This window comes from Leeuwenhoekiella nanhaiensis (genome assembly GCF_002744755.1).
Lineage (GTDB): Bacteria > Bacteroidota > Bacteroidia > Flavobacteriales > Flavobacteriaceae > Leeuwenhoekiella > Leeuwenhoekiella nanhaiensis.
Genome location: NZ_KZ319320.1, coordinates 1 through 6,456, shown reverse-complemented (window position 1 = coordinate 6,456; position 6,456 = coordinate 1). Strand labels below are relative to the sequence as shown.

Annotated in this window: 3 protein-coding genes; all 3 read right to left on the bottom strand. The window is 41.0% G+C overall.

The annotated features are described in order from the left end of the window. Positions 1 to 1,866 (bottom strand): multicopper oxidase domain-containing protein (locus CJ305_RS19100; protein ID WP_099647826.1); only part of this gene is annotated, 1,866 nt, incomplete at its 3' end. Between the two features lie 70 nt (positions 1,867 to 1,936). Beyond that, entirely contained in the window at positions 1,937 to 3,154 is a 1,218-nt protein-coding gene (locus CJ305_RS19095) for a TolC family protein (protein WP_099647825.1), read from the bottom strand. Then, the coding region (locus CJ305_RS19090) for an efflux RND transporter permease subunit (RefSeq protein WP_099647824.1) at positions 3,151 to 6,456 on the bottom strand (3,306 nt) is incomplete at its 5' end. The genes CJ305_RS19090 and CJ305_RS19095, both read right to left, overlap by 4 nt.

The following is a 6,456-nucleotide window of genomic DNA, read 5'->3' as shown; positions in this document are numbered from 1 at the left end:
CAATCCCCAAGAATAGTAATGGTCTGTCTCATTGATAAGCTTTTGAACTGGATAATCTTTCATTCTTTCGTCCCTTGGGGTATCGTAACTAAACACACGCGCCATACCACCCATCATATGGTATAGTACGTGGCAATGAAAGAACCAATCTCCATATTCTTCGTTATAGAATTCTATGACCACTTTCTGCATTGGCGGTACGTTTACCGTATGCTTTAATGGGGAACGTTCACCATTTTCGTTGATGACCCTAAAGTAATGGCCGTGCAAGTGCATTGGGTGGTGCATCATTGTGAGGTTATTAAGTGTAATTCTGGTTACTTCACCTCCTTTTATATTTATCTTGTCGGTTTCTGATAATGGCACACCATTCATACTCCATACATACCGTTCCATATTTCCTGTTAGATTCAATAGTAGTTCGTTTACTGGTAAATCATCTTTAAATGCAGTATTTTCTTTTGCTTTTAAAAAATCATAGTTGAAATAGGTTTTACGGGTTTCGTAATCAAATGAGGAAGTATCCTTTTGCATCTTTGACATATCGTGCTGCATATGGTCACTCATTTTGTCTGAATCCCCTGCTTGGTTCATTTGCATTTTGTCCTTTTTCATTCCCATCGTATCATCCATCTTCATATCCATCTGGTCATTCATTTTGCCATCTTTCATCGACATCTTATCGCGCATCACCATTTTCATCTGACCGTCTTTCATATCCATCTTCATTCCATAATTCTCCTTCAGATATTCTGGTGTTTTCTTCTTTTTGTTGCCCACCATCGCAGGCGCGCCCATTTTCATATCCATTTTAGCCATTTGCTTCATCATCTCCACTTTATCAGGTCTGTCAATTCTTTTAGCTGGATAGAGTGTGCCGCTACCTAATTGTATAGAGGTATGACCAGAGCCATCTTGTGCCGTAGCGGTAATCTCTATAGTACCTTCGGGAATGGTAACGATAACATCATACGTCTCAGCTATACCAAAGAGAAATCTGCTTTTAGAAACGGGTTGCACATCAACTCCGTCACTGGCAACCAACAAAGGGTTACCACCACCGAAATCTACCCAGTAGTAAGTAGAAGCCGAGGCATTGATGAAGCGAAGTCTTACCTTTTCTCCCGGTTTAAATTCTGGATATTCTGCCAGTGATTTACCATTGCTCAAAAATGCGGGATAATAAATGTCTGCTATATCTGCACCTTCCATTCTATCTCTCCAGAACTTAAATTGTGCTCCCAAGGCACCTTCTTTTATGACTCTACTTAACGGTACTGCCGTTCCTTTTTTAACTTGATACCACTCGTTACGTCTTTTAAGGTTTCGCAATACATTCATTGGATCTTCGTTGGTCCAATCTGACAGCACCACTACTAAATCTTTGTCATAATCCAATGTTTTTTCTTTTGGTTGAATAACTATTGAACCGTAAACACCGCTTTGCTCTTGTAGCATCGTATGGGAATGGTACCAATAGGTTCCTGATTGATTAATAGGGATTCTATATTGAAATGTTGTACCTGGTTTTATTGGCGGTGTCGTTAAATACGGAACACCATCGTAAAAGTTGGGAAGTATCAACCCGTGCCAGTGCACTGAGGTTTCTTCATCCATTTTATTGGTTACATTGATAATGGCAAGGTCGCCTTCGTTAAATTCCAAAACCGGTCCAGGAATACCACCATTGATGGTCATTCCCTTAGCGGTTACACCAGCGAGCGTCATTTCATTTTCTTCAATCGTAAGATCGTATTCCTTAACTGGTCTTCCTTCTTCTTTTCTATCTTGTCCGTTAGTTCCCACTTGTGCATTACCCATATATGTTATGAGCAGCGCAAATACTATTGTTATCTTTCTAATCATAATTTGCATTTTTAACTATTTGTAATTTATCAAGTTTGGGTTTCACCCATTGACTGTTTATGTTTTTATTTTATCTTGTTAAATAATTTATCTTAGCATATTCTGTATAATACCCTTTAATAGATTCGATTAAATTGATTTGAAACTTCAACTGTAATTCTTGTACATCCAGTACATCATTAAAATCTATGGTTCCGGTCTCGTAATTTTTAATGAGAATTTCCTCGGCATCATTCGCCTGCTTTAAATTGTCTGTCTGCGTATTGAATTTGATTCTCATAGTGTTCCTGTTATGGACTGCTTGCGCAAGGCGTGTTTCGAGGCTATTAAGCCGCTCATCTTTCTGGGATATTATCTCCAACTGCCTCAGTTCATTTTGTTTGGTTACAGAGTTGTACCTATTGTTGAATATTGGTATGGATATGGATATCATAGGCATTATAATGTCTTTTCCATTATCTGAAAAATTCATATCCGCTCGCTCTGAAACTGGTACATAGTCTAATCCAAAACCAATACTGGGTGCACTTTCCTTTTGGTTCAATAACTCTGACTGTTCAATAGACTCATACAGCTTATCGTATTTTATGAGCTCAGGATTTAACTGAAGATTTTCATTTAAAACGAGAGGGTCAACATCTGGAATCATCATATCTTCTATGACATTTACGGGCATCGTTTCATCTCTATTTAAAAGATTGTTGAAAAGCGTCTGTTCGGCCTGATAATCCTGTTCCAAAACTTCTCTTTGCTGGACGAGTTCGTTTTGTCTTATCTGAAGTCGAAGAACATCTACCGCTGATGCTTTACCAACTTCCAACGAGGTTAATGCAAGACGTTCATAAGTTTCCAAAAGTTCGATATTCTCATCGAACACAAGTTGCTTCGTCTTTATGGAATACAGTTGATAATAGGATTGGGCGACCGCAAGTGCAAGTTTCCGTTTGGCGATGGCAATTTCTACAAACTCGGTTTCCGCCATCGAACTCGCATAGTTTTCTCTCGCTGTTATCGTACCAAACCAAGGCAACATCTGCGAAATAGAGAATCGTGCCCTTTGGGCACCGGTTCGGGTTTCGGGTTCACTTACAAAATATCCCGCGCTTACCACGGTATTTGGCAACCAGTTGACCTCGTTTACTTTTTCTTCGGCAATATTGTAGCGCAATTCAAAAGCCTGAATCTCCGGGTTATTAGCTTCCGCTTCTTCAATGTAGGACTGTAATTGTTGCGCCTTTGCTAAAGCGGAAACAAACAAAAGACAGATTATGATTTTTATATTTTTCATTTGTTTGCTCTTTTAAGTTGGTATTCTTTTTTCCAGCTATATAAAACTGGTACCAGGAAATAGGATGTGATGTCGATTATCATTCCGCCAAAAATGGGTATTGCCATCGGTATCATAATGTCGCTTCCCTTTCCTGTAGATGTGAGTACTGGCAGCAATGCCAAAACCGTGGTAACGGTAGTCATTAAACACGGACGTATGCGTTTTCCTGCGGCTTCTAATGTGGCGAGACGTATGCCTTTTTTACTGTCTGGTTCGTTGCTTTTAAAAGACTGGTCTAAATAAGTTGCCATTACAACACCATCATCTGTCGCAATACCGAAAAGGGCTATAAAACCGACCCAAACGGCCACACTTAAATTGATGGTTTTCATATTGAACAAATCCCGTAGGTTCTCGCCAAAAAAGCTGAAATTGAAAAACCAATCCTGACCGTATAACCAAATCATTATAAAACCACCTGCAAAGGCTACAGCGATGGCAGTAAAAACCATAAGGGACGTAGAAACCGACCTGAATTGGAAATACAAAATCAAGAAAATGACCAGCAAACAAAGTGGCACGACTACCGATAGCGTTTTTTCTGCTCGCAATTGATTTTCGTACGTTCCTGTAAATCGGTAACTGATTCCTTGTGGCACGACCAAATCGCCATTATCGATTCTCTGTTGGATGAGCGCTTGGGCATTTTCCACCACATCTACTTCGGCAAAGCCATCGAGTTTATCAAACAGCACGTAGCCAATCAAGAAGGTGTCTTCACTTTTAATGACCTGTGGACCTTGCTCGTAACGAATATCCACCAGTTCGCCCAAAGGAACCGGACTTCCAGTTGATACAGGAACATAGATGCTTTTTAAATCTTCTGGATTTGCACGTAATTCGCGTGGATAGCGCACTCTAACACCATACCGCTCACGGCCTTCTACCGTTTGGGTAAGCGGCATACCACCCACAGCAACCTGAAGCACTTCCTGAACATCCATAATTGAAATCCCATAGCGTGCCAGCTGGTCTCTTTTAATGTCAATCAGCAAATAGGGTTTACCCACAATACGGTCTGCAAAAACGGCTTGTTCTTTGACACCTTCGGCTTGCTTTAAAATATCTTCCAATTGCAGTCCAAAGTTTTCTATGGTTTTTAAATCTGGTCCTTTGACCTTAATTCCCATAGGTGCTCTCATACCCGTTTGTAGCATTACGAGTCGCGTCTCGATGGGTTGCAGCTTGGGCGCAGAAGTCACGCCTGGGAACTTCGTCACTTTAACGATTTCATTCCAAATGTCATCAGGACTGCTTATTTCTGGTCGCCAGTTTCGGTAGTATTCGCCATCGTTATCTTCAATCAATTCATTGCGTGTTGCACTTGTTTTGAGTTGTGACGCTTCATAGTTTGCATCATCATCGATTTCATTATTTGGGTTGATAATGAACTTGTCATTTTTCAGAACAAATAGACCATCATCGTTTACACGGTAGCGTTGTCTCTCGCCATTCTCGTTTCGCATATATTCAGACTTGTACTGAATGACATTTTCATACATCGAGAGTGGTGCAGGGTCGAGGGCAGATTCTGTCCTTCCTGCTTTTCCCACTACAGTTTCAATTTCAGGGATGCTTGCCACGGCCATATCCAGCTGTTGCAAGACACGCTTGTTCTCTTCGACACCAGCGTGTGGTAAAGATGTCGGCATTAAGAGGAATGAACCTTCATTGAGTGCAGGCATAAATTCTTTGCCTGTGTTACGCATTATGACCACACCTAATATCAGCACCGTGGTTGGAATAATTAAAAACAGAAATCGGTTTTGAAGTGCCCAGCGCAAAATGCTGTCATAGTATCTTCGGAAAACTGTAAACACACCAAGCAGTCCAAAGCAGATAATCGCTACGAAAATCAAATTCATTAGGATACTACGGTCAAAACCCAGTGGTCGCCAGTATTCGGCTAATAGCACGACGATAGCAATACAGGAAATGATGATATTTACTACATTTTGATTGATGTTGAGCCTGTAGCCAGCAATGGTATGGTTGTATTCCTTTTTCGCTTTAAGCGAAAAGAATAAACCACTACATCCAAAAGCTATCAAAATCAACCCAAGCCAGTAACCAAATACAAGTGTAGTGATGCCGAGTGCGATCAAAAGACCATTTAAAAGCAATTTAGATTGCTGGCGAACGTTTGTTTTTCTGAAAAGGAAAGCGGCAAATGGCGGTATTAAAAACAGCGCGATTACAAGCGATGCAGAAAGTGCCATTGTCTTTGTAAAAGCCAATGGTCTGAAGAGTTTCCCTTCGGCACCTATCATCGTAAACACAGGTAGGAAACTGATAATCGTCGTGAGCACTGCGGTCAAAATTGCACCAGAGACTTCGGCAGTTGCGTTGTAGATGATTTCGTTTGTAGTGTATTCTATTCCGCTTTCGCGAAAGCGTAATTTTTCATCTTCCAGATGGCGAATCATATTTTCGGCAAGTATGACGCCCACGTCCACCATTGTACCGATAGCAATGGCAATTCCTGACAAGGCAACAATGTTGGCATCTACATTAAAGAGCTTCATTGTTATGAAAACCATTAAAACGGCAACAGGCAACAAGCCAGAAATTAAAATGGATGCACGCAGATTGAACACCATTACGATGATGACCAAAATGGTAATCAGTATTTCAAGTGTAAGGGCTTCATTAAGCGTATGAAGTGTTTCCTGAATAAGCTGAGTACGGTCGTAAAAGGGAACGATAGTCACTTGTGAAGTACGACCATCTGCCAAGGTTTTAGTGGGTAGTCCGGACGATAATTCAGCAATTTGTTCTTTTACATTATTGATGACTTCCAATGGGTTTGCGCCATAACGGGCTACCACGACACCGCCTACCACTTCGGCACCTTCTTTATCTAAAATACCACGTCGCGTTTGTGGTCCCAGATGAACATTTGCAATGTCTTTGATTCGAATAGAAGTAAAATTTTCAGAAGCGACTACCGCATCTTCGATATCGGCGACAGATTTCACATACCCTAAACCACGAACAAGGTATTCTGCTTGATTGATTTCCAAGGTCTGCGCACCGATGTCTTGATTGCTTTCCTTTACCGCTTTTACAATATCGGTCAAACCGATGTTGTACTGCCGCATTTTTTCAGGGTCAACATCCACTTGGTATTCCTGGACGTAACCACCAATTGACGCCACTTCGGAAACACCGCTTGCCGAAGACAATCCATATTTCACATAGTAATCCTGTATGCTACGCAATTCCTGTAAATCCCAACCGCCAGTTACGTTGCCATCTTT

What these genes read in the sequence shown, in the direction of transcription:
- CJ305_RS19095 (WP_099647825.1), bottom strand. Translation starts at nt 3,154, where the DNA reads ATGAAAAATATAAAAATCATAATCTGTCTTTTGTTTGTTTCCGCTTTA.